We start from the raw sequence: 21,610 nt of genomic DNA, 5'->3' as shown, positions 1-21,610 counted from the left end.
TTGATACTATGGAACATATGGAAAACAATGAAGTAATTCGCGTAGCAATAGCAGACGATCAGGAGCTTGTGCGCGCAGGATTTGCTATGGTAATCAACTCGCAAAAAGACATGCAAGTTGTTGCGCAAGCTTCAAATGGCAATGAAATTGTAGAAGTTGCGTCAAAGGAAAATCCAGACGTTATTTTGATGGACGTGCGCATGCCTAACATGGACGGCTTGGAAGCAACTCGCAAAATTTTGCAAGAAGATGCTAATAGCAACACGCACATTATTATTTTAACAACTTTTGATTTAGACGAATACGTTATGGCTGCAATTCATACGGGCGCATCTGGATTCTTGCTTAAAGATACAGAGCCAGAAACATTGCTTAATTCAATACGAACTGTGTATCAAGGAAACGCAATTATTGCTCCAACTGCTACAAAGCGCTTAATTGAGTCGATGATTTCTAAGCCGAGCAACGAAAGTATTGCATCGGAAGAAGAAAATACAGAAAATGCGTCTAGAAGCAAACAAAACGCAAACGCTTACAATTCTTACTTAAATGATTTAACAGATCGCGAGCGCGAAGTACTCATTGAAATTGCTCACGGACTGTCTAACCAAGAGATTGCTGATAAACTGTTTATTAGCTTGCCAACAGTTAAAACGCATGTTGCTCATATTTTGGGAAAAATCGACGCAAGAGACAGAGTTCAAGCTGTTGTGTTCGCTTACGAAAATGGTCTTGTTTAATTATTCTTATAAAAATAAAAAATAATGCGGCTGTTCTTATAAACAATAAATCTTTTCTATAAAATAATGCGGCTGCAAAATTAATCTATTCTTCATTGAACGATCGACTTGCAACCGCATTTTAATTTTTTTATATTATTTGTGCTATTTATATTCGCATTAAGCTATTTTAGCTATCTGTATTTGATTATCAGCAATCCTAAGTTTTATTTAGAAAAGCGAATTTTGCCACCGCGACTCATATAAATACCTGCAGCTGCAGAACCACCTATTGCCATTGTTCCTACAACAGCGCCAGCAACTACAAGATTATTGTTGTTCGATGGTGCTTTTGCGTTATCGCTTTTAGCTTCAGATAACTTATCGGCTTCTTCAACAGCTTTGGAATCTTCTTTTACCTCTTCATTTTCCGTATTTTCATCTTTTTTATCTTCTTCAGTATTTTGAGAATCGCTTTTTTCGCTACTAGAAGCGTTATTTGCTTCGGATTCTGCTGGATGAGATACTGGCGATGCTGTCTGCGCTGCAACTGATGCAGTAGTGCTCACATTTGCGGAAGCAGCAGAAACATCTGACGCAGGAGAAACAGCAGATGCATTTTGTGAGTTTCCAACAGAAGCCGCAGGAATTTCCTTGGATGTAGCATTCTGTGGGATAACCTTTGATTCAGAAACTGGAGCAAATGGTGTTACAGAGGATTCTGCTGGGCGTGCTGCTACAGATGAAGAAGTAGTCGATTCAACTTCAACACTCTTCGCTTTAGATTTCTTAGATTCTAATGATTCTACTTGCGAAGATCTATATTCAGAAGATGCAAATTTATTATCTGAAGACCGCGAATCAACTTTAGAATCCTTCGGCTGAGTCTGCACAGAATCTTTTTCTTGTGCAGCTTTTTCTTCAATAACTTTAGTATCTGGAGATTTTACTTCTGGAATGGACTTCTCAACTTCTTTCTTCGACTTAGTAGAGTCATTTGGCGTATCAACTGTAGTATCTGACTCTGTACGTGGAGCTGGTGTAGGAGAATCCGGCTTCATTGTTTCTTCTTGAACCTTATTTTCTTCCTTATTAAGATCATTGATATCTACACCAAAATTATCCTTAAGTTTTCGTTCATATTCTGCTACTTGTTGCCTTGCATTTTGTGAATATATATTATATTTTCTCAAATCCTCTTCAGCAGAATTCAACTTTTTAGTATTGTCTCTAAGATTGTTTTCTATATTTTTTCTATCTTCATCTAGCTTGATTTTCTCTCCATTAAGACGATCAAAATCAGATTCAGAAGCAGATTCCATTCTGCGTTCTAATTCTTCAATTTTATCAGTTTTATTATTACTATCTTCCAATTCTTTTTTTACAAGTTCATTTAAAGTCTTAACTTTTATTTCTAATTCTTTTAACTTGTTTTCATAAATCTTTAAATTATTTTTTGCACTTTTACGACTAGAAAGTAATTCATCTTGTGTCTCTGGATCTTTAGCACCCAAATCTAAATCTTCTAATTTACCGAATTTGTTATCAGAAGCATCGACAACATTATTTGGTTCTGATCCACTTACAGCTTCTTGTGCCCACGCTGGCATTGGGCTTTGCATTAATAACAACACGATTCCTGCAATCACTGCGGCAGATTTTTTATTGACCGTTACCATATTCTTCTACTCCTTGCTCGTAGCGGCCTCATATTTAATTTATGCTTATGTCAGCAGTCAACCAAAGAGCATAACAGAGAAATAAATAAGATTCCAACGTCAAATAATCGAAAAATTTTTCGATTAACTTGTTATAACAAATATTTAATACTTAATTTTTTCGATTTTCCCGATAAAAATATAAATCCATATTAATAATATCTAAACAATTGTATTTTATGCATAAAATTTATTTATTTTTTTGATGTACATCACATTATTTTTTCTGCGTGTCGCACGTTATGTAGAAAAAAATAATGCTGATGCACAACTACACCAGCATTATTTCTGTTTTTATAATTAACTTAATATATGTTATAACAACATATAGTTTATTCTTCTGCGAGCGCAACTACTGGCGAAGACTTCACTGCTCTACGAGCCGGAAGAACGCTAGAAAGAAGCGCTGCAAGCAAAGTGATTAGAGCAAGAACCGCGTAAATAGCCCAATCAACTACAAACGGAACTTTGCCAATTACGCTAAACACCATGTAGGATCCAATCCACCCAAACACTGTTCCAACAATCAAGCCAGAAACGGTGCTTGTTAAGGAAATCAACGTTGCTTCCAACGCAAGAGATCTTCTAACCTGGCCTCTTGTCATGCCTATTGCGCGCAAAGTTGCAGATTCTTTGGTTCTCTCAATAACAGACAAGCTTAATGTGTTTGCAACGCCTATTAAAGCAATCACAACAGCTACTGCTATTAAGCCAACAAGCAACATCATCATTACGTCGATAGCACTCTCCCACTGCGCTCGCTCAAACACGCTTCCAGCAGCCATAACCTCCACATAGCTAGATGTAATATTTCTAATATTTTTAACAATATCTACAAGATTAGCTTTGCTAGAATCTACCGAAATGAGCAGAATATGCGTTGTAGGCTTAAGGTAGTTATTGAAGTAAGATTTGCTAACAAAAGCAGTATTCCTTGAATATATATTAACATTTCTATACTTCTTAAACTGAACTTGCTTTACAGTAATGCTTTTATCGTTATTACTAGAGTCTGTATTCGTGCCAGTAAATGGCGTAATATTATCACTGTCTGTTTCACCAGAACTGTACTTTTCTACGTAAGCTTGCAGATCAAGGTTTCCTTTTTTAAGCTCAAAAGGTTCTCCACCTTCTTCATTAAACTTAGGCAAAAGTATAGAATCTTTGTTTATATTAACGCCATCAAGGTCAGTGTGCATTACATTTTTAAGTTGATTTACATTATCAACTCCAACTGCCATAGCATACTCAGTTTTGCCCTTAGCGTTCTTAAAAGTCATAGGAACTGCAGGAAGCAACTCAGTATGCTTTATTCCACTAATCTTTGAAATATCGGCAGCTAGAGATTCATCAACATTCTTGCCTTGAATAATAATGTCAACACTGTAACGGTCATCAACAACACCTTTAAGAGTTGCTTTACCACATATTGCGCCCGTTACTACTGTAGAAACAAGCGTTACGCCAATAAGCAAAGCCGTTCCAGTTGCTGCAACTCTTCTAGGGTTTCGTTGCACGTTTGCGTTGGCAACTTTAGAAGCAGGCCCACAAAGTGCCATGATTGCGCCAGTTGCCTTCATAGCGAACGGCATCCAGAATGTTGCTGTAATAATAATTCCGATGAAAACAAGCGCACAACCAAACATTGCTCCAAGCAAAGTCATCCAAGAGTCAGAACCAGCATTAGGTGACTTCCCAGCAATCATACTCGCTAAAGAAGTAGCACTTAAAGCAGTAGCTAAAATACCTACAACAATAAACAGAACGCCAAAAACAGCGCGAATAATGCTTGCACGCTTATCTTTAATCAAATCCATTGGTCGTAGCGCTTCCATAGGCGTTACTTTTGTAGCAGATCGCGCAGCACTCATAGACGCAAGAACTGTTACAATCGTGCCAATTGCTATTGGCCACACAATTGCCGGAAGCGAGACAATCAAAGGAATCTTAGATAACGGTCCAGAATTAATATTCACGTTACTAATTGCGCCCATAAATCCGATTGCGCAAAGCACACCAACAGCCGCGGAAATAACTCCAAGTATTGCAGCTTCAAGCAAAACTGCAGCATAAAGCTGGTGAGATTGTGCGCCAATTACGCGCAAAAGCGCAAGAGTTCGTCTGCGTTGAGCAACCAGCACTTGGAATGTGTTTGCTATAACAAGCGAAGAAATAAGCAACGCTAGAATACCAAAAGATAGCAAAAACATAGTCACAAAATTAGTGCCGTTAGACACATTTCGAACAGATCTCACACCAACTTCGTGCCTAGACATAAGAGAGAATCTCGAAGGAAGCAAAGCGTTAATCTTAGGAGATAAATCGTTTATTTTAGATTCATCAATACTCATGTACACTTTGCTTTGCACAACTTGATTGTCAAAATTCTCAATATTTTCGAGTTTTGCACAAAAATCGTTCGTTATGCCACCAAGATACGTGCCGCGATTTGAAAATGGTATTTGAGAATGTTCTCCATCGTCAACAAGACCAACCACACGAACATCGTACGATTTTTCTTTATCTCCGCCAGTGTCATCTACTTTAACCAAAGTTATAGTATCGCCAATATTTGCATGTATTGATTTAGCAATACTTTTAATAAGCGTGATTTCGCCTATTTCTTGCGGATCTCTACCTTCTGTTGATTTATACACAGGAAGATTTCCATACAAACCATTAGACCAAGCAATACTCGTAACTGATTTATCACCTTTTTCTACTCTTACAAGCGCAGTAGCATCGTCACTACGAATACCGTTAACACCAGGCATCTTCGATATTTCGTCTAAATGAAGATCTTTATAATGAATTTCACTACTCGGAGAACTGTTAGGATTCCTAAATGAGATTGCATAATTTGCGCTACCGAATTCATTTGTTGCGTTTCGAACCATCAAGTCATCAACGCTGTTTGCAAAAAGCAAAGTAGCGCTCATAAACATGCTGCCTATAAGAATTGCAATTCCAGAGGCGATTAGCATGCGCATGCTTTTACGCATAAGTTTTAGTGCGATTTTCCACATTCTAAGTTCACCACCTTTTATTGCAATTGAGCAGGCTGATTATTAACGCCAGCCTCGCTACGCTCCATAAGCATCTTGCTCATTCCTTCTGCAGTAGGATTTTGCACGTCTTCAACGATTTGACCATCTGCAAACACGATTGCTCGATCCGCGTAAGACGCTGCAACAGCGTCGTGAGTAACCATAATCACAGTTTGACCAAGCTCCGTTACAGACTTCTTCAAGAAATGCAAAACTTCCAAGCTGGAAGCAGAGTCGAGATTGCCAGTAGGCTCGTCTGCAAAAACTACGGAAGGCTTAGAGATTAAAGCTCGAGCAATTGCAACGCGTTGACGCTGACCACCAGAAAGCTCAGCAGGCCTATGCTTTAAACGATCTTGCAAGCCAAGAGTATTAACCAAAGTATTAAACCATTGCTTATCTGGCTTTTTGCCTGCCAAAGTAAGAGGCATAAGAATATTTTGCTCAGCGCTAAACATTGGAAGAAGATTAAAACTTTGGAAAATAAAACCAACCATCTCGCGGCGCATAAGCGTAAGCTGCTTATCACTCATGCCTGTAATATCTAGGCCGTCAACCAAAACTTTTCCAGAATTAACGCTGTCAAGACCAGCCAAAGAATGCATTAAAGTTGACTTTCCAGAACCCGAAGGACCCATAATCGCAGTAAACTTGCCGCGCTCGAAACTAACGCTTACATCTCGCAAAGCGTGAACAATGCCTGCACCCTTGCCAAAATCTTTAACAACATGCAAAGCTGCAACCGCAGTCTCGCCAATCAAACCTTCTTGAGCGGAATAATTCATTTGCGTAAAACGCGTATCTTGACTATTTTCAACACTCATTTTGCACCTCGCTTACTTTTGCAGTTCCTTACAAGTATTGGAATTACCTTACAATTACAATTTACGGGATTAAAAACGCATTCTCTATAGTGCGTAAGGCTGATATTCTCATTGAAATAATAGGAATTTTGATATTAAATTTTGATATAAAAATGCTCTTATATAAAATCGTCATACTTTAGTATGAGAGCCAGTATGAGAGGCTTAAATTCACAGGCGTAATATTACAGATCTAAATTTGCATTCCAAATAGATTATTTAATTCAAAATAAATCAATTAGATAACTAAAACACCAATCAATTAAAGAATTTTTCTTAACGTGATTAATATTTTTCTTTCAACATATTCATTGCAAATCATGTGCTCGAATTTTTATAAATGTGCTTATTTATATCTAAAATAAATAAAAATGCATAAAATTAGTTAGTTTATGTTCATTTTAATTGCTTATTTGTTAAGTTTAGTAATAAAAAGCTTATTTAATACACTCGCCAAATGTCATGCAATATTGTAAAATATTAAACGACTACCAAAAATTTGGTGTATGCCAATATGAAACTCAAAGGAGATTTTCGCATGGTCTATAGAATGATTTTCAATCAGACTGCTTACTTCGGTCGCGGAGCAATCAAAGAGATTCCAAACGTTGCTAAAGCACACGGCTTTAAAAAAGCATTTGTAGTAACAGATCCTGTTCTTGTAAAAACTGGAACCGTTAAAAAAGTTACAGACGTTCTAGAATCAGCTGGTCTTCCATACGAAGTATTCGACAATGTAAAGCCAAATCCACCTGTTGAATGCATTCAAGACGGTGTAGAAAAGTTCAAGGTATCTGGAGCAGACTTCCTTATTGGACTTGGCGGCGGCTCTCCACAAGATACATGCAAAGGCATTGGAATTATTGTAGCAAACCCAGAGTTTGGCGACGTTCTTTCTCTTGAAGGCGTTGCAGATACAAAGAATCCTTCTGTTCCAATCTTTGGCGTGCCAACAACCGCTGGAACCGCATCCGAAACAACAATCAACTATGTTGTTACCGATACTGCAAAGCTTCGTAAATTCGTTGCAGTAGACCCTCACGATATTCCAATCGTTGCATTCGTAGACCCAGACTTAACCGATTCCATGCCACGCTCGCTTAAAGTTGCAACTGGTTTGGACGCACTCACCCACGCAATCGAAGGTTTCATTACACCAGGCGCATGGAGCCTTTCGGATTGCCTGTCTTTGCAAACAATTCGCATGATTGCACAAAACCTTGCAAAGAGCGCAGATGGAGACGTTCCAGCAGGCGAACAAATGGCTTACGCAAGCTATATAACTGGCATGGCATACTCCAACGTTGGTTTGGGCTTAGTTCACGGCATGGCTCACCCACTCGGTGGTCGCCTTGGCGTTGCTCATGGCGTTGCAAACGGAATTTTGCTCGCTCCTGTTATGGAATACAACAAGGATTACACTGGCGAAAAGTATCGCGATATTGCTGCAGCATTCGACGTTCCAAACGCATACACAGATGACCTCGAAACCGTGCGCAATGCTGCTGTAAAGGCAGTTCACGACTTAACTGTTAAGCTTGGAAATCCTACTAAGATTAGCGAAGTTGGAGCTAGTGAGGCAGATATTGAAGGCTTGAGCCACGACGCTTTGGCAGATGTTTGCACTCCAGGAAACCCACGCAAGGCAACTTTGGAAGACATTCGCAAGATTTACACAAGCTTGATGTAGTCTTCTAAAATAATAAATAATAAATAAATACGCAATATTTGTGGACGCAATTTATCTTGATTTAAGTTGCGTCCACATTTATTTGATTTATGTCATAAGCCATAAATCATAAGTCAAATTCTATATCTAATAACTCTTCTATCAATCGACAACAGTCTGAGTGCTTTCTCGAATAACAATATGCGCAGGAAGAACCAGTTGATTCTCAATCTCCTTACCTTCCCTAATCTCAAGAATCATTCTAATAGCATTCTTTGCTATTGAGTCAAAAGGCTGATTAACAGTTGTTAAAGATGGCATCAAATACTGTGCAGGATACACGTCATCAAACCCAGCTACAGAAAGCTCAGATCCTAACTTAATACCGCGTTCGCGAGCAGCGCGATACACATTTACAGCTGTAATATCGTTGCAAGCAAAAATAGCAGTAGGACGCTTTTCTTCAGGCAAATCCAAAATCTTACAAGCCATTTCATAGCCACGTTCAGGAAGATAATCCCCCTCTTTAACCAAATCTTTATCAATCGTCAAGCCAGACTGCTCCATTGCAGCGTTATAGCCAGCAAATCGGGCTACACCAGATTGAACATTAAGAGGACCAGTTATAACGCCTATTCTCTTATGCCCCAGATTAATCAGATGTTTTGTAAGCTCATAAGCTCCTGTCCAATTATCGATTGAAATCGTGTGATCTTCCCCATTAGAAAGAGACACGGGATCAATTATAATCAACGGAATATTTCGCATACGCAAAAATTCCTTATCTTTCTGCGTAAGATCAGACATTTGAGATATAACACCAAGAGGATTTCTATCTACAATTCCACGCAAACATTCATCACGTTTCTTACCATTATCGGTTTGAGCGACTGTAAGAGCTAATCCTTCTCTTTGCGCCCAACGAGATGCGTAAGTAATCATCTCAATCGTGCCATTATTTGCCACATAATCTACTAATAATTCAATTGTCGGAGATACCTTAGTGCTTACAAGCGAATACTCGCGCCCACTTTTTAAAAGAACTTCTTCTACTTTTTTGCGAGTCTCATCTGAAACGCCAGTTCTACCGTTAATAACCTTTGAAATTGTAGAAGGCGATACCCCCGCCTTTTTAGCCAACTCCGTTATGCGAGGTTTTGAAGATTCATTTTCAGCAATGCTAGTTGCGTGACTACGAGTTGGCATATGCACTCTCCTAATTCCTATATTCCTATGCTCATATGCTTATAAGTCGCAAAATTTTCTTAAGTCGCAAACAAATGCAGAGAAAATTTCTTACTTAATTTTGCATTAATTCTCAGCAATGCGAAAATTCAAAAAATAGAAAAACCGCATTATTGCCTGACGTATCAAGACTAATAGAAATAATATCATATGTTATTTCGCTACAGACTATGCAAAGTCGCGAAATTTTCTTATGACACGCCGAATAATCAGAATTTAACAGATAACATCGATGCCAAAAGTATTCATTTTTTAACAGTTATAAAAGATAAAAGCTCAATTTTTCAATATTCTTAAAATCCGAAATATGACATTTATCACAAAACGCGAGATTAGGAAAAATTCGCAAAAAATTATTTACGAAAATTTCCTAACAATTAGAACATTTTTCTATTATTTTGTTATAAAATATAGGAGTAGGTCACAACGATCTTAAAGCAAAGGAGCACAAATCGTTATGAGTACAATTACATCAGTAAAAACCTATGATTTTAGATTCCCTACGTCGCAAACGCTTTCTGGATCCGACGCAATGAACAAAGATCCAGATTATTCATCCGCATACGTAGAAATCAAAACCAGCCTAGACGATGGCATTAAAGGTGTTGGATTTGTATTTACGATTGGCCGCGGCAACGATGTTGTTTGCGCAGCAATCGACTCCATGTCTCAAGTGCTTATTGGCAGAAACGTAGAAGAATTACTAGACAACATGCGACTTGCATGGGATCTTTTTGTTCACGACTCACAACTTCGCTGGCTAGGTCCTGAAAAAGGCGTAGAGCACATGGCAATTGGCGCGATTTTGAGCGCATTGTGGGATATTAAAGCAAAGAGAGCTGGAAAGCCATTGTGGCGCTTGCTTGCCGAGATGGATCCAAAGGAATTAGTCTCTACGCTCGACTTCCGCTACATGACAGACGCTTTAAAGCCAGAAGAAGCAATCGAATTCTTGCAAGATGGCCAAAAAGGCAAGGAAGAGCGAATTGCAGACTTGCTTGTAAACGGCTACCCAGGATACTCCACTGCCGCAGGCTGGCTCGGTTACAGCGACGAGAAAATGGTTGCAATCGCTAAGGAAGAATCGCAAGTTAAAGGCTTTAAGCAAATTAAGCTTAAGGTTGGTCAAAATGTAGACGACGATTTAAGAAGACTCGCACTCGCTCGCGAAGCAATCGGCCCAAATGTTCGACTTGCAGTAGACGCAAACCAAGTGTGGGATGTTCCAACAGCAATTACTTGGATTAATCGCTTCCACGACTTCGACTTAGCTTGGGTAGAAGAGCCAACAAGCCCAGACGACGTTATTGGACACGCAACAATCGCTCGCGCAATCAACCCAATACCAGTTGCAACTGGCGAGCAAATGCAAAGCAGAATCATGTTCAAGCAATACTTGCAGGCAAACGCATTTGGAATCATGCAAATAGACGCAACTCGAGTTGCAGGTCCACAAGAAGTTGTTCTCGAATACTTGCTTGCTCGTAAGTTTAACAAGCCAGTTTGCCCACACGCAGGTGGCGTTGGATTATGCGAAGCCGTATGCCACTTTGCAATGTTTGATTATGTTGCAGTTTCTGGAACAAAGGAAGGTCGCATGATTGAATACGTAGACAATCAGCACGAGCACTTTGTACATCCAACACAAATCAAGAATGGCAATTACGTTGCGCCAACCGCCCCAGGTAATGGCACTGAGATGACGCTGGAAACAGCCGAAAAGTACCTTTATCGCGGCTAAAAATAATAAAAAATAAGTGGCTAATCGCATAGTGATTAACGATTAGCCACTTGTAAAAATAACAAATCATAGAATTTTATAATTTAAAAATTAACTAAAAGCAAACCACATCATTTAACAAAGGAGTTCATTATGGATTTGCATTTGGAAGGCAAGGTTTTCATTGTAACAGGTGGATTCAAGGGAATTGGTAAAGGCATTACGCTTCAACTTGCTCGAGAAGGCGCAATTCCAGTAGTTATTAACCGCGCAGATGCTGCAGAAGAAACATTCCGCAAAGATATTGAGCAATACACAAAGAACTACGATGTTTATCTTCTCGACTTGAACGACACGGACGAGATTGCACCAATTATTGAAGAAACCTATAAGAAGTATGGTCATATTGACGGCATTGTAAATAACGCTGGCGTTAACGACAACAAGGATTTGGAATCCACTTCTTGGCGCGACTTCGAGAAGTCGATTCACGGAAACCTCACTCACTACTACGAAACTGTTCATGCTGCTGTAAAGTACTTGAAGGAAAGCCACGGAGCAGTTGTGAACATTTCTTCTAAGACTGCTCTAACTGGCCAGGGCAAGACTAGCGCTTATGCTGCTGCAAAGGGCGGAATCTTAGGCTTGACTCGCGAATGGGCTGCAGCTCTTGTCCATGATTGCGTGCGCGTAAACGCGATTGTTGTTTCGGAATGCTGGACTCCACTGTATGCAGATTGGATTAAGACATTTGGTGACGAAGCTGCTCAGCAAGCTCGCTTGAAGGTTATTACAGACAAGATTCCTCTGGAAAACCGCATGACTACTACGGAAGAGATTGGAAACGAAGCTGCATTCCTGCTTTCGGATCGCTCTTCGCACACCACTGGTCAGTGGGTATTCGTTGATGGAGGCTACGTGCATCTTGATCGAGCTTTGTCTTAAATCACAAATCCAAATTTAAGATTAATGCAGTTTAGCTAGTAAATGGTGCGCAATGCGAATGTGTGTTTGCGCACCATTGCACAAAATCATTTAAGAACTTAAAATCTTAAACTTTTAGAATTATTCTCACACAGGAGTGACGATGACTACAAAAGAAAACGACAATGCCGTCGTTAAGAATAGTAAAAATGGCTCAAAAGCTATGATTGCCATCGTATTGGTAACATCTTTGTTCTTTGTATGGGGCTTGACCATGAATTTGGTCAATGCACTGAATTCACCATTTGGCAATTATCTTGAACTGAATAATACTCAAAAAGCATTGCTGCAGGTAGCATATTTTGGCGCATACTTCGTTATGGCAATTCCTGCAGGCTTAATCGCAAAGCGTTTTGGATACAAGGGCGGCGTTATTAGTGGCCTCGCACTCTTTGCTCTTGGCGCATTTGCGGTAATCCCTGCAACAGCTACCGCAAGCTACGCAATGTTCCTAGTTGCAATGTTTGTTATAGCGTTGGGCGCAGCAACTTTGGAAACGAATTGCAACCCTTACATTACTAAGCTTGGCGATGAGAAGGGCGAATCCTTTAGAATCAACATGGCACAGAGCTTCAACGGAGTTGGAAACATTGTTGGACCTCTTATTCTTGGTCAAATTTTAGGCAAAACTGTTGCTAAGAACGAGCCAGGCTTCGACGTTGCTAAGCTAAAGTTCCTTGGCGATACTCGCTTGATTTACATTGTTATTGGCATTGTTCTTATTGCGATTATTGCAATCTTCTTCTGCTTTAAACTCCCTACTCCTCCAGGAGACGTTGAGGCAGACCAGGAAAGCAAGGGTGATTCTTCCTTCATTCATCTTATGAGCAAGCCATACTTTACTCTTGGAATTATTGCAGAATTCATCTTTATTGGACTTCAAGTTGCTGGAATGGCAATGTTCTCCGACTTTGCTCTAAAGCATTGGGGTACTGGAATCACCACTGGTGTTGCTGCTTCTATGCTTGCAATCGTTTCCTTAATGTTTACAATCGGCCGCTTTGTTACAACTCCTTTGATGGCAAAGTTTGATGGTGGCAAGATTCTTGGATTGTACATGACTTTGAGCGCAGTTCTTATGTTTGTTGCATTCCTTGGACTTGGTCAGATTTCTGTAATCGCCTACATTGTAGCGTACTTGTTTATCTCCATTGGCTTCCCAACAATCTTCTCTCTTACTCTTAAGGGAATTCATGGAGCAGCAGCAAAGACTGGTTCTTCTGCACTCGTTATGAGCATTGTTGGCGCTGCAATCATTCCGTTAGTTTTCGGTTTGGTACAAGATTTTGCTGGAATCGAAGCCGCCGTATTGCTCACAGTTCCAGGATTCTTGTATGTTGCTTGGTACGCTCTTTGGGGCTCAAAGATTGGTCTTGTAGAAGCTAAATAATTCGCGAATAACTACAAAGTCTTTAGAAAGGAAAATTTATTATGTCTCAACTTCGTATTTTGGATTCACATTTTCATATTTGGGATCCAACAAAGCAAGTCTTGCCTTGGCTTGATGGCTTAGACAAGTTAAACCACACTTTTACTCTAGAGCAGCTAGAAAAAGAGTATGCCGATTTAGGCGTTGACTTCCTCGGCGGCGTATACGTTGAGGTTGATGCTGCAGACCACGAGCTAGAAGATAAGCTTATTGGCGAAAATCCTAATCCTAAGATTCTAGCTAAAATGCTTAGAGTCACGTTGGATCCGTTTATGCGCGTTCCAATTCACGCAACTGGTATTCGCGAGCCTCTTCATATTCCGAGCGAGCCACGCGGACGCTGCCTAGAGCCTTCGTTTATTGGTGGTCTTAAGGCAATGGCGAAGAAAGGCATGCCTTTCGAGCTTTGCAATCGTGGCGAAGAACTTGGAGATATGGCTAAAGCTTTTGAGCAAGTTCCAGAAGTTACTGTTGTTCTAAACCATTTGGGCAATGTTCCAGGATTAGACGACGATTCTTGCAATGCTTTGCGTGCGTTTGCAAAGCTTCCACACAGCTATATTAAGATTTCGGGAGATAATCCAGTAAATCCAGATATTGTTAAGTTTGTAAAAGACACCTTTAGCCCTGATCGCCTACTCTTTAGCTCCAATTGGCCAGTTGTTAAGTTGAATTCTTCACTTAAGCAGCATCTTGACTTAATGGTTGAGCTTTTCGGCGATGACGAAGATTTCTTTATGAATAATGCAAAGAAGGCGTATGGTATTAAACTGTAATTAATTAAGTTATTTGAATAATCGATTTGAATAATCATTGCTTATGGGGTGTAAGATTTTGCCAGTTAAAGTCTTATACCCCATAATTAAATACACAAAATAATTAAATAAAAGGACGAATTTTATGACTACTTCTAATAGCGCAAAGCTTGATTTGCATGCTTTTAAGGGCGTGTTTTGCCCATCAATAACTGTAAGCAAAGATGACGGAAGCATTGACTACAACTTATGGGCAAAGCACTTAGACCATCTGATTGATGCTGGTATTAATGGCATATTGATTTTTGGCAGCATCGGCGAATTCTACGCATATCCACTTAGCGTAAAAAAGGAAGCTGCTAAGTTTGCTATTGAACACGTTAATCACAGAGTTCCAGTTCTTATAGGTGTTGGGAACACAAATCTTAACGAAGTACTTGACTTTACTAAGTTTGCGGAAAATTGCGGAGCAGACGCTGTTGTAGCTGTATCTCCATACTACTTTGGGCCAACCGCACAAACAGCAGAACGATACTTTGGCGCAATTGCTAACGCAACTAGCTTGCCTGTGATTTTATACAACTTCCCTGCTCGAACTGGCAGCGATTTAACACCAAGCTTAGTTGCAAATCTTGCTGAAAAATACCCGAATATTGTTGGTATTAAAGATACGGTAGATACTATAAGCCATACTCGCGCAATGATTGAAGCCACTAGACGCGTAAACCCAGATTTCGTTGTTTTCTCTGGCTTTGATGAGTATTACACTCCTAACAGGATTGCTGGAGGAAATGGCGTGATTTGTGGTCTTACTAATGTAGAGCCAGAAACTTTTGCATCTTTGCATAAGGCGTATGAGGCTGGAGATTTTGCACATCTTATTGAATGCGCTAAAAGAATCAGCCATTTGATGGCAGTTTACAACACTACCGACTTGTTTATTTCTGCTATTAAAGCTGCTGTAAATCTTAAGGGATTGCCGATTAGCACGCTTGTTCGCGAGCCTGCAAGTCAAGTTAATAGCGAGCAAATCGAAGTAATTCGTGCGCTGCTTAAATAACTAAGTCACTCGTAATAAATCAAGAATAAAAAGAATAAACCCGCACAACGTTAAGAAGTGCGGGTTTGTTTTGTATTGACTTACGTTGATTTATGCTACGTAAGTTGCATCGCGGATGCTACTTTGTGTAGCGCTCGAAATCTTCTGCAGTATTCACTTGAACGCGCTGCTTAATAATGGACAAAATCCACTCTTTAGCTTGCGAGGTAGGAACGCCATTCAATTGGCTACCATCGCGGAAGCGGAAGCTCACAGCATTGTTGTTCACATCCTCTTCGCCAGCAATCAAAGTGAAAGGCACCTTAGACTTAGAAGCGTTACGAATCTTCTTGCCAAAGCGATCGTCGGAGCTGTCCATTTCGCAACGAACCATATTCTCTTCCAAATCGCTAATAAACTTTTGCAAGTGCGGAGCAAACTCGTCTGCAACAGGAACGCCAGTCACCTGAACTGGAGCCAACCATGCTGGGAACGCGCCGGCATAATGCTCAAGCAAAATCGCGAAGAAACGCTCAATAGAGCCGAAGAGTGCGCGGTGAATCATAACTGGGCGCTGGTGGCTACCATCAGCTGCAATATACTCCAACTTAAAGCGCTCAGGCAAATTGAAGTCAAGCTGAATAGTAGAAACCTGCCAAGTGCGGCCGATTGCATCGCGAGCTTGCACAGAAATCTTCGGGCCGTAGAATGCAGCTCCACCTGGATCGTCCACGAGTTCCAAACCAGACTCTTTAGCAACCTCTGCCAAAGTGTTAGTTGCTTCTTCCCAAATCTCGTCGGAACCAACGAACTTGTGCTCATCCTTAGTGGAAAGCTCCAAGTAGAAGTCGTTCAAACCGAAGTCTTTAAGAAGACCAAGCACAAAGTTAAGCAAGCTCTTTAACTCATCGCGCATCTGCTCGCGAGTGCAGTAAATATGCGAATCATCCTGAGTCAATCCGCGAACGCGAGTTAAGCCATGCACAACGCCAGACTTTTCGTAGCGATACACAGTACCAAACTCAAACAAGCGCAAAGGAAGCTCGCGGTACGAACGCTGGCGAGACTTGAAGATCAAATTATGCATTGGGCAGTTCATTGGCTTCAAGTAGTAGTCAGCACCCTGGCGGGTTACATTGCCATTCTCGTCGCGCTCTTCGTCAAGCTTCATTGGAGGATACATGCCATCCTTGTACCACTGCAAGTGGCCGGAAGTCTCATACAATCCACCCTTAGTAATGTGAGGAGTTTGTACGAAGCTGTAGTGATGCTTTCTGTGCTGTTCGCGCGAATAATCTTCCATTGCGTTAATGATTGCAGCACCCTTTGGATGGAACACTGCTAAGCCTGGGCCAATCTCGTCTGGGAATGAGAACAAATCCATCTCTTGACCAAGCTTACGATGATCGCGCTTAGCAGCTTCTTCCATGCGAGTTGTATAAGCTTTAAGCTCTTCCTTGCTAGGCCATGCAGTTCCGTAAATGCGCTGAAGCATAGGGTTATGCTCCGAACCACGCCAGTAAGCTGCAGCCACACGCTCAAGCTTAAAAGCCTTAATATAGCGCGTATTTGGCAAATGAGGTCCGCGGCACAAATCGCTCCAGACCTTATTGCCTTCGCGATCCAAATTGTCGTACATGCTAAGCTCGTGCTTGCTGATTTCGCCAGCAGCAGCCGGATCAAGAGCCGCTTCCTTATCTCCAATCAACTCCAACTTATAAGGTTGATTTGCTTCTTCTTCGCGCGCTTCATCCTCTGTTACAACGCGGCGGCGGAAGCTTTGAGACTCTTTAATAATGCGCTGCATATGCTTTTCGATTTGCTTCAAATCGTCTGGCGTAAATGGAGTATCAACATCGAAATCGTAGTAGAAGCCGTCTTTAATTACAGGACCTACGCCCAACTTTGCGTCTGGTCGAATTTCTTGAACAGCTTGAGCCATCACGTGTGTAGCGGAATGACGCATGATTGCGATGCCATCTTCACTATCAAGTGCTACTGATTCCACGGTATCGCCGTTATGAAGAGGCGTGTACAAATCACGCAACTCGCCATTTAAACGCACGGCAATAATATTCTTATCTTCCGCGAAAAGTTCAACGCCAGTGAAGCTTGCATCCACCTCCTTGCGCTCATTGTTTACTGTAATGGAGATGGTATTTTCAGCCATAATTGTCCTTTTCTATCGGGGTCTTGCGTTACTAATGTGCAGACCTGGACTTGTGTGGCGTCGATAAACTTACGCGATTAAAACATAAATAAAACGCGCAAAAAACGACGTCAATCGCACGCATTTTTCACGTGCAATTCTCTGTTACTCTAGAACAACAGAGCGACTTTTTAACAATGATTTTTTGCAAAAACCAGAATAAATCTCATGTATTTTCAAAAAGATACTTTCACTAAGCTTTACAACTAAATAGAAGCATCCAGCGCAAATCGCGATAGTTCCGCCAGCAGAAAGTCTTAAAATCACAGCTAAGGCAAGTCCTAAAAGCGCTATAAAAATAGAAGACAATACGCACGCAAACACAAATTTGTTAATGGAACGCATCCTGCTCTTTAGTGCTGCTGCAGGAGCTGCGATTAAAGATACCGAAACAACAGTTCCAACAGCTGGAATAATTACCGAAACTGTAATGATTATTAGCGCAAGAACAATTCCTTGCATTAATCCGCTTCTGCCTCCTAAAGCTTTGTAATTAGTGGAGTCAAAAGAGCAATGAATCAAATTAGCACTATTAAAACTCCACAATCCTAGTGCAAGAGCGAATGCAATAATCGCAAAAATCACGTCTGCAGGAGTGCAATTAAGCAAAGATCCTGTTAAAAAACCCTCAATTCGCAATGGAAGAGGAGCAAACCACTTGTTTAAAAAGTAGCCGCTTGCAAAACCAACAGTAAGAGTTATTCCAGCAGATGCTTGAGAAGATATGCCCTTTAGTTTAGAAAGCACATGCATCATAAAAGACAAAACAATACAAGCCAAAGCAGCGCCAATAAAAAGACCAATAGACAAAACGTTTTGGTCAATCGTATAAACAGATGTAACTACAACTCCAATAACAGCTCCTGGAAAAGCAGCGTGAGTTATAGACTCGGTGAAGAAAATACGCTGATTAAGCAAAGCCAAGGATCCAACAAAACCGCATAATGCTCCAACAGCAATTGCCTCTACAATCGGAAGAGCAATAATTTGCCAAATACTTACCATTATTACTTTCCACCACCATCTATTGCGCTAGACTTTTTCTTTTTAGAAAACTTTTTAGAAAACACTAGTGCGTATGTAACTCTGTATAAGAATCTTAAAATCAAAACGACTACGAACATTGCGCAAATACTTAGCGCCACTGCAGCTTGCGGAGAAACTGGATGATCAAGTTCCAAGTTCATAGCGTACATGCCTAATAAAACGCCAAAAATACCAACCGCAACGCCAACAAACGCCATACGCCCAACAGTGCGAGAAACCAATCTTGCGCTAGCTCCAGGAATAACAAGGTATCCAATAACAAGAAGTACGCCAACAGCCGAAGATGCAGAAACTACAACAGACGCAATTGCAACATTTAGCACAATATCTACAAGTAAAGTATTAACACCCATTAAAGGAGCACTAGCGCGGTCAAACGCAACAACAATTTGCTTCTTCCAAGTTAGAACAAGTAATGCGATTGCAAATAAACAAATAAGCATTGCTTGAGTCATTCTATCATCTGTAACATCTAGCAAACGTCCAAACATAAGTGCTTCAAGCTGTCCAGACATATCTCCCTTTTTAAGAGATATTACGATTCCAAGCGCAAAAAATGTTGTTAAAACTGTTGCAATTATTGACTCGTTGATTTTTTGAGACCTAGATGCCCACACAAGAGCGGCAACCAGAAAAATTGCGCAAATCGAAGCTCCTGGAATAATTTGCCCAATTCCACCATATAACGCTCCGACTACGATTCCAGGAAAAATCCCGTGAACCAAAGCCTCCGCATTAAACTCGGCGCATCTTAAGTTAACAAACACGCCAACTATTCCGCTAGCAATCGCAAGAACAATAAGAAGACAGAAAGGTCTGAAAATGTATGGAGCGGATGCAATAAAGTCAAATCCTGGTATAGGCTCGAGGATTTTGCGCAAAGACTCAACCAATTCAGCTAGCATTGGATTCGTCTCCTAAAGCAGTGCCCGAAATACTTGAATCACTAAAAGTGCTTGTGACACTCGCCGCATTTAACGAATCATCTTTGTTTGCTAATTGATTCAAAGTAATACCCGCACTTGCAGCTGGCATACTTCCACCATAAGCCAAAGATATGTTTTCTTTAGTCATGACTTTTCTAAGAGGCCCAAAAGCTACTTGACGACCAGCCAAAAGCAAGGCTTTTTCGCAAATCGCGTCCGCGATTACCAAGTCGTGAGTAGAGACAACAAACGAAATCCCATCTTCTTTTGCGGACTTCATAATATTGAGCAGTTCTTTTCGATTCGGCTCGTCTAATCCGTTAAAAGGCTCGTCTAAAAGAATTAACGTAGGGCGCGCAACAATAGCTCTAGCAAGCAATATTCGCTGGCGCTGACCTCCAGAAAGATCACCAAATCGCACATCTGCTCTATTTAGCAAACCAACATGATTAAGAGCGTCCTCAACAGATTTTTTCTGGCTTTTTTTAAGCAAACCAAGGAATCCAGTTTGCCTGCTTAAGCCCATTGCTACAACCTGACGAGCGGTGATTGGAAAAGTCAAATCCAAATCAACTTGTTGAGGAACGTAGCCTATAGAAACCGTTTTTGGCATTGTTAAGCTTCCATGGCTTACTCGCACAATACCAATAATCGCCTGCAAAAACGTTGTTTTTCCAGAACCATTAGGTCCTATTAAAGCTAAAGCCTCTCCAGCTTCTACACTTCCGTTAAGCCCAGTCACAACAGTTTTATAACCGTATGCTAGGTCGCAATCTTTCATTGCTAGGACGCTCTTATTCACTATAAATTAACCTTCTTGTAACTACTTTTGTAGTGATTTATTATTTTCAGCTACTTATATAGCCACCTATTAACTACTTTTTCAAAGCAGTTTTTACAGATTCTGGAAGGTCTGGAACTTTGCCATCCCAAGCCTTAACAAGAGTCTGAACATTGTGGACAATGGAACCAATATAGGTCTCGCCAGCAGAGCCAACAGGACCAAGGGAATCGCCATAAAGCGCATCGTCGCCAATAATCGCCTTTACGCCTGCAGCAGCAGCCACAGCCTTAATAGACTTTGAATTGTTGGAATTTTCGGCAAAGATTGCTACGGCACCAGACTTTTTAACAGCTTCTGCAGCCTCCTTAATATGGTCTGCAGTTGCATCCTGCTGACTGTTGAAGTCAGAAAGAGCTGCGCCAATAAACTTAACATTGTAGTCGCGTGAGAAGTATCCGAATGCGTCGTGCGAAGTAAACAGAACGCGATGTTCCTGCGGCACGCTGTTCAAAGCTTCAGTTGCCCAAGAGTCTAAATCAGTAAGAGACTTAACGAACTTTTCAACATGCTCATCGAAGATTGACTTGCTTTCTGGAAGAGCTTTGCCAAGGAAGTTACCAATATTCTTGACTTGAATCATAGTATTCTTGGTGCTAGTCCAAATATGTGGATCATACTGGAATTCTGGCTCTTTCTCGCCTTCTTCTGGTGGGAATGGCCATTTTTCAGCATGAACCTTTTCAACACCGCGGTCAATCTTGTAAGGAAGATTCTTTTCTTTAGCAGCTTCTGCCTTTGAATCCTTGATTTCGTCTGCGGTAAGAATGCCCGAAGTTACTCCCATCGTGCCCTTAAATCCAGTAGCTTTTACAGCCTGATCTAAGAAGTGCTCAAGATCTACTCCAGAAACAAGCATTAAATCTGCTTTAGAAAGCGCTTTGGATTGCGCTGGAGTCATCTCATGCTCGTGTGCAGACGCGTTTGGCGCGAGTAAGCATGTAAGGTTGATTGTTGACTTTGCTTTGTCTTGAGGCGCGCCAATCACAGACTTTTTGCCTTGAGAATCGGTTTTATTAAGGCTTAATCCAGATTTTGCATCTGCAGTGGATGCGATTTGAGTTACATAATCGCAGATTTGAGTGGTGGTTGCAACTACGTTTACTTGATTACCGTTAGTCTTTTGATCTGCTGTCTTAGCTGTTGATCCACATGCGCACAAGCCAACAGTTAGCAAAGCGGCGGTGGCTGCGGTGGCAAAAATTCGTGCAGTTTTCACTATTTTCCTTTCCGGAATCTATGAATTCACATTATTGCAAGTCTTGTAATCTGTTTAAAAAGCGTTTTCACTTTCTCCATTATTTTTAATTAGGAAAGATTATCGTTAGCAATAACGTTTAAAAGCATAGAAAAAATATGATGGATGGTCAATGAAATTTTGAAAATTTATTATATTTTT

Annotated in this window: 16 protein-coding genes; 7 read left to right on the top strand and 9 right to left on the bottom strand. The window is 40.7% G+C overall.

Annotated features, from left to right (window positions below):
• Nucleotides 1-8 precede the first annotated feature (8 nt).
• A complete protein-coding gene (locus tag HXT46_RS02740; protein ID WP_013399561.1) occupies nt 9-740 on the top strand; it encodes a response regulator in 732 nt (243 codons plus the stop codon).
• A 206-nt stretch (nt 741-946) separates the two neighbouring features.
• Here the strand turns inward: HXT46_RS02740 and HXT46_RS02735 are convergent, their stop codons facing one another.
• The 3 genes from HXT46_RS02735 to HXT46_RS02725 all read right to left on the bottom strand — a co-directional run bounded on the left by HXT46_RS02735 (nt 947) and on the right by HXT46_RS02725 (nt 6,308).
• Nucleotides 947-2,398 carry a hypothetical protein gene (locus HXT46_RS02735; protein ID WP_004111876.1) on the bottom strand — a complete coding sequence of 484 codons (1,452 nt, stop codon included), beginning with the start codon at nt 2,396-2,398 and terminating at the stop codon, nt 947-949.
• Between the two features lie 371 nt (nt 2,399-2,769).
• A complete protein-coding gene (locus HXT46_RS02730; RefSeq protein ID WP_421786268.1) occupies nt 2,770-5,463 on the bottom strand; it encodes an ABC transporter permease in 2,694 nt (897 codons plus the stop codon).
• A 17-nt stretch (nt 5,464-5,480) separates the two neighbouring features.
• The gene (locus tag HXT46_RS02725) at nt 5,481-6,308 is read right to left on the bottom strand and encodes an ABC transporter ATP-binding protein (RefSeq protein WP_004111879.1); all 828 of its coding nucleotides are present in this window, start codon (nt 6,306-6,308) and stop codon (nt 5,481-5,483) included.
• A 577-nt stretch (nt 6,309-6,885) separates the two neighbouring features.
• On the opposite strand from HXT46_RS02725, the gene fucO reads away from it, so the two are divergent.
• Nucleotides 6,886-8,037 carry a lactaldehyde reductase gene (gene fucO, locus HXT46_RS02720; protein WP_004111880.1) on the top strand — a complete coding sequence of 384 codons (1,152 nt, stop codon included), beginning with the start codon at nt 6,886-6,888 and terminating at the stop codon, nt 8,035-8,037.
• Nucleotides 8,038-8,178: 141 nt separating this feature from the next.
• On the opposite strand, the gene HXT46_RS02715 is transcribed toward fucO, so the two are convergent.
• On the bottom strand, nt 8,179-9,222 hold the full coding sequence (locus tag HXT46_RS02715; RefSeq protein WP_004115320.1) for a LacI family DNA-binding transcriptional regulator: 1,044 nt from the start codon (nt 9,220-9,222) through the stop codon (nt 8,179-8,181).
• A gap of 496 nt (nt 9,223-9,718) precedes the next feature.
• Between HXT46_RS02715 and HXT46_RS02710 the strand changes: the two genes are divergently transcribed.
• From HXT46_RS02710 to HXT46_RS02690, 5 genes are all read left to right on the top strand, one after another.
• The gene (locus HXT46_RS02710; protein WP_020760259.1) at nt 9,719-11,002 is read left to right on the top strand and encodes an enolase C-terminal domain-like protein; all 1,284 of its coding nucleotides are present in this window, start codon (nt 9,719-9,721) and stop codon (nt 11,000-11,002) included.
• A 132-nt stretch (nt 11,003-11,134) separates the two neighbouring features.
• Entirely contained in the window at nt 11,135-11,926 is a 792-nt protein-coding gene (locus HXT46_RS02705; protein ID WP_004111884.1) for an SDR family oxidoreductase, read from the top strand.
• 142 nt (nt 11,927-12,068) lie between these two features.
• Complete coding sequence (locus tag HXT46_RS02700; RefSeq protein ID WP_004111886.1) at nt 12,069-13,355, top strand: MFS transporter; 1,287 nt, start codon at nt 12,069-12,071, stop codon at nt 13,353-13,355.
• A 41-nt stretch (nt 13,356-13,396) separates the two neighbouring features.
• On the top strand, nt 13,397-14,170 hold the full coding sequence (locus HXT46_RS02695) for an amidohydrolase family protein (RefSeq protein ID WP_020761062.1): 774 nt from the start codon (nt 13,397-13,399) through the stop codon (nt 14,168-14,170).
• Nucleotides 14,171-14,294: 124 nt separating this feature from the next.
• Nucleotides 14,295-15,209: a dihydrodipicolinate synthase family protein gene (locus HXT46_RS02690; protein ID WP_064623180.1), complete on the top strand. Its 915-nt coding sequence runs from the start codon at nt 14,295-14,297 to the stop codon at nt 15,207-15,209.
• Nucleotides 15,210-15,327: 118 nt separating this feature from the next.
• On the opposite strand, the gene thrS is transcribed toward HXT46_RS02690, so the two are convergent.
• The 5 genes from thrS to HXT46_RS02665 form a co-directional block, all read right to left on the bottom strand.
• Nucleotides 15,328-17,358 (bottom strand): threonine--tRNA ligase, encoded by a 2,031-nt coding sequence (gene thrS / locus HXT46_RS02685; RefSeq protein WP_064623182.1) that lies wholly within the window; start codon nt 17,356-17,358, stop codon nt 15,328-15,330.
• 144 nt (nt 17,359-17,502) lie between these two features.
• The gene (locus tag HXT46_RS02680) at nt 17,503-18,402 is read right to left on the bottom strand and encodes a metal ABC transporter permease (RefSeq protein WP_004111893.1); all 900 of its coding nucleotides are present in this window, start codon (nt 18,400-18,402) and stop codon (nt 17,503-17,505) included.
• Nucleotides 18,403-18,404: 2 nt separating this feature from the next.
• Nucleotides 18,405-19,349: a metal ABC transporter permease gene (locus HXT46_RS02675; protein ID WP_004111894.1), complete on the bottom strand. Its 945-nt coding sequence runs from the start codon at nt 19,347-19,349 to the stop codon at nt 18,405-18,407.
• Entirely contained in the window at nt 19,339-20,151 is an 813-nt protein-coding gene (locus tag HXT46_RS02670; protein ID WP_013399558.1) for a metal ABC transporter ATP-binding protein, read from the bottom strand. The genes HXT46_RS02675 and HXT46_RS02670 overlap by 11 nt, the downstream gene beginning before the upstream one ends.
• Before the next feature lie 94 nt (nt 20,152-20,245).
• On the bottom strand, nt 20,246-21,430 hold the full coding sequence (locus HXT46_RS02665; RefSeq protein WP_004115334.1) for a metal ABC transporter solute-binding protein, Zn/Mn family: 1,185 nt from the start codon (nt 21,428-21,430) through the stop codon (nt 20,246-20,248).
• Between the last annotated feature and the right edge of the window lie 180 nt (nt 21,431-21,610).

This window comes from Gardnerella sp. DNF01204, from assembly GCF_049244145.1.
GTDB lineage: Bacteria > Actinomycetota > Actinomycetes > Actinomycetales > Bifidobacteriaceae > Bifidobacterium > Bifidobacterium vaginale.
This window is presented reverse-complemented; position numbering and strand designations above follow the sequence as displayed.